Origin of the sequence: Leclercia sp. M50, assembly GCF_037150775.1 — a bacterium.
In the GTDB taxonomy this organism is placed as follows: domain Bacteria; phylum Pseudomonadota; class Gammaproteobacteria; order Enterobacterales; family Enterobacteriaceae; genus Enterobacter.
The window spans coordinates 1-3,972 of the sequence record NZ_JBBCPK010000184.1 but is presented as its reverse complement, the minus strand read 5'-3'; the positions used below and the strand labels follow the sequence as shown (position 1 = coordinate 3,972).

At 51.4% G+C, this 3,972-nt stretch carries 3 protein-coding genes and 1 pseudogene; 1 reads left to right on the top strand and 3 read right to left on the bottom strand.

Going from position 1 to position 3,972, the window contains the following annotated elements; all coding sequences use genetic code 11:
- The 3 genes from WFM46_RS23090 to ycaO form a co-directional block, all read right to left on the bottom strand.
- Positions 1-516: pyruvate formate lyase family protein (locus tag WFM46_RS23090; protein WP_336998649.1), on the bottom strand; the 516-nt coding region annotated here is incomplete at its 3' end.
- 51 nt (positions 517-567) lie between these two features.
- Positions 568-1,425, bottom strand: a complete 858-nt coding sequence (focA, locus tag WFM46_RS23085) for a formate transporter FocA (protein ID WP_139156327.1) — start codon at positions 1,423-1,425, stop codon at positions 568-570.
- 404 nt (positions 1,426-1,829) lie between these two features.
- Positions 1,830-3,590 carry a 30S ribosomal protein S12 methylthiotransferase accessory factor YcaO gene (gene ycaO / locus WFM46_RS23080; protein WP_103178917.1) on the bottom strand — a complete coding sequence of 587 codons (1,761 nt, stop codon included), beginning with the start codon at positions 3,588-3,590 and terminating at the stop codon, positions 1,830-1,832.
- Between the two features lie 139 nt (positions 3,591-3,729).
- Here ycaO and WFM46_RS23075 point away from each other — a divergent pair.
- Positions 3,730-3,972: pseudogene (locus WFM46_RS23075) on the top strand (DUF421 domain-containing protein); the annotation flags it as partial.

The window sequence follows — 3,972 nt, the reverse complement described above, 5'->3', positions numbered from 1 at the left end:
GGCATCTGGCAGGCCGGTCAGGACGCCAGATTTACGGCAGTTCAGGATGTCTTTGGTATAAACGTCAAACACGCCCTGGTTGTGGGTTTTGCGGTATTCGGTGAAGATTTTTTTCAGCATTGGGTCCAGCTCGCGATTGTACGCTTTGCAGGAACCTTCAACCATTTTAATACCACCGAACGGGATAATCGCACGTTTCAGTGGCGCTTCAGTTTGCAGACCAACAATCTTCTCGAGGGACTTGTTGATATAACCCGCGTCGTGAGAAGTGATGGTGGACGCGATGGAGGTGTCGAAATCAACAGGCGCGTGAGTGCGGTTTTCCTGCTTAACGCCTTCCATAACGCTATCCCACAGGGCAGTGGTTGCGTCGGTGGCACCGGCCAGGAAGGATTCGTCACCTTCATATGGGGTGTAGTTTTTCTGGATGAAGTCACGAACGTTGACTTCATTCTGCCAATCACCTTTGGCAAAACCTTCCCATGCTGTGGCTAACTTTTCATTAAGTTCGGACATGTAACACCTACCTTCTTAAGTGGATTTTTTATTTACTGCCTGAGACAACCGTTAATGATGGTTATCGCCACGCAGGTAAATGACCCAGTATGTCAACCCAACCAGCAGACCACCGCCGATAATGTTCCCGATTGTGACCGGGATCAGGTTATCAGTAATGAAGTTCATAACGGTCAGGTGAGAGAAATTCTCCGGGCTTGAACCAACTGCGGTCCAGAACTCCGGGCTGGCAAAGTCACGGATTACGATACCGAAAGGGATCATAAACATGTTTGCAATGCTGTGTTCAAAGCCGCTGGCAACGAACATGGCGACAGGCAGAACCATGATCATCGCTTTATCCATCAGGCTGCGACCGGAGTAACTCATCCAGACCGCCAGGCAGACCATCAGGTTCGCCAGGATGCCAAGGGCAACGGCTTCAATAAATGTATGGTGCATTTTATGGTCGGCGGTTTGCAGGACATTCAGGCCCCAGCCGCCGTTGGCTGTCATATACTCCCCGGACAACCACATCAACAGAACAAAGAGTAGGGCACCAATCAGGTTACCGATATAAACGTTGATCCAGTTTTTGGCCAGTTGACCCCAGGTGATTCTACCGCTGGCTTTCGCCACGACGATAAGCACCGTCGAGGTAAAGAGATCGGCGCCGCAAATGACGCAGAGAATCAGGCCCAGCGAGAAACAGATGCCACCAATCAGCTTGGCAATACCGTAAGGCATCGCGGCGGTACCGGTGGTCGCAGTGATATAGAAAACGAAGGCGATGGAGATGAACACGCCGGCGGTAATCGCCAGGAAGAACGTCGTCATCGGTTGTTTCGTTGCTTTATAGACACCCGCTTCTTCGGCAACTTTTGCCATTGCAGCTGGGAGTAAAAGATCAAAAGGGTTGTCAGCTTTCACACTAACTCTCTCTTTATTAAGTCGGCGACGAGATACTAACAAAGCATTATAGAAGAGAAATTGATGTAGATCATATCTCGCCTGGCTTATAGGCCCGCAAAGTGCGTGGTTTTACAGCAAATGCGGAGTAAGTTTTTGATTATCCTGATAAAAATAAATTTTAAAAGTTACAAAATGAGTTGATTTTTTTCTCCTGACGCTTACTCCGACAGTTAATTAAAATGGAGTATTTCATATAAAAAGTAACAATAACTGTCAGGCCGCTATTATTATAGCTACCAATATTTAACTTAATTATTACAACCAAAGATTTATTACCGTAAAAATAAAACGGGGCAATAAAATTGCCCCGTAATATAACGTAGGCGATTGTATTCGCCTACTGTTTGTAATGGTATGTAACGTTATTTAGCCCAGTACGCGCTTTTTGCTTTCTGCAATTTCTCATAGGCTTTCAGCAAGGACTGGTGCGCAGGGAAGGCTTTCAGATCGCTGTCCACCGCCTGCAAGCCATAGAACGGCGCTTCGCCGCTCAGGGCCGCGCTGGCATTCTCTACCGCTTCGGCGCCGTACATACGGGTAAAGGCATTGAGGTACTGCAGCGGCTGACGCTCTTCTTCCTGCGCCAGCAACAGCAGGGTCTGCAGGCAACGGTAGTAGTTTGCACGCTCCGCGCTGAATACCGAGGCGTTGAACTCGATGGTCCATTCGGTCCAGATCAGCGCCTGTTCCAGATCGCCGCCTGCCAGCGCCAGCATCGCCTTCAGCTCGCCAATACGCAGGGTGTACCAGCCATTATCTTTACCCGTTGCCAGCCCCAGCAGCTCGCGTACGCGGGTGAAGTCGTCATGACCTTCGTCGTCCAGCTGGGTAATAAGGTTCAGGTAGTCCTCTTTCTCCCAGGCGCTCTCCGGCAGCGCCAGCAGGGTTTCGCGCAGATGGCTGCCCATGCTGTTATTGGCCAGCCACAGATCTTCTACCGGATAGATGTCGGACATGCCCGGCACCAGAATACGGCAGGCGTAGACGCCCAGATGTTCATAATCGGCGATGTACACTTCCTGCCCTTCGGCAGTGAAGATAGCCATCAGCGTGGCGAACTCTTCTTCTGTGGTGCCGGAGAAGCTCCAGTCAACAAACGGATAATCCGCGTCCTGCTTAAACAGATCCCAGGAGATAGAGCCGCTGGAGTCGATGAAGTGCGTTTCCAGGTTGGCATGTTCCGCCACTTCTTCGTCATCAAACGTCGGCGGAGTGAAGACATCGAGATCTTTCAGGCTACGGCCCTGCAGCAGTTCCGTGACGGTACGCTCCAGCGCTACGCCAAAGTCCGGGTGCGCCCCGAAGGAGGCGAAGCAGGTGCCGTTCGCCGGGTTGAACAGCACCACGCAGATAACCGGATACTTCCCGCCCAGCGAGCCGTCATAGGCGAAGATTGGGAAACCTTCTGCTTCCAGTTTGGCAATGGACTCCACCACGCCCGGGTAGCGGGCCAGCACATCAGCCGGGATCTCCGGCAGGCTGATAGATTCTGCGATAATGCGGTTTTTAATATGGCGCTCAAAGACTTCGGACAGACCCTGAACACGCGCTTCGTTGCGGGTGTTACCGGCTGACATGCCGTTGGAGACATACAGGTTGCCGACGATGTTCATCGGAATATAAACGGTTTGCTCGTCAGACTGGCGGGTAAACGGCAGGGCGCAGATACCGCGATCTTCATTACCTGACTGCAAATCAACCAGCATGCTGGCGGTCAGTTGATTCTCCAGATCGTAAAACGCACGCAGGCGATCGTCGAGGATCCCTTCCGGCAGTTCGTCATCTTCGGTCAGTGGGAACCATTTTTCATTTGGATAGTGAACAAACGGGCCATTCGCCACGGTCTCGCCCAGCCAGAAATCGGCAAAGAAATAGTTAGTGGACAGACGTTCAAAATACTCACCCAGCGCAGAGGCCAGCGCCGCTTTTTTGGTTGCACCTTTGCCATTGGTAAAGCACAGCGCGCACTCTTTATCGCGAATATGCACAGACCAGACGTGGGGAACCGGGTTGAGCCAGGAGGCCTCTTCGATGTTAAAGCCCAGGTCGGTCAGTTTTTGCTGGAAGCGAGCGATGGAATCTTCCAGGGCGGCGTCTTTGCCGGGGATAAACGTTTGAGTCATGGGGATCACTTATATCGTACGGAAAGCGCGCAATGATACGGGTTTTGCATGACAGGCGCTATCTCCCCGGCGGTTTCGGCGAAAATAAAAGGCTGGGCTATGCTTATATTCAGTAACCTACTGTAAAGGAATATAAAAAATGAAAGCATTCGACCTTCAACGAATGGCCTTTGATAAAGTACCCGTTGAGTTTTTAGGCGAGGTCGCGCTGCGAAGTCTCTACACCTTTGTACTGGTTTTCCTGTTCCTCAAACTTACCGGACGACGCGGCGTGCGCCAGATGTCGCTCTTCGAAGTGTTAATCATTCTGACCCTGGGGTCGGCGGCGGGGGACGTGGCATTTTATGACGATGTGCCGATGATTCCCGTCTTTGTTGTTTTC

Coding starts and splice junctions, on each gene's coding strand:
- ycaO (WP_103178917.1), bottom strand. CDS start 3,590: ATGACTCAAACGTTTATCCCCGGCAAAGACGCCGCCCTGGAAGATTCC.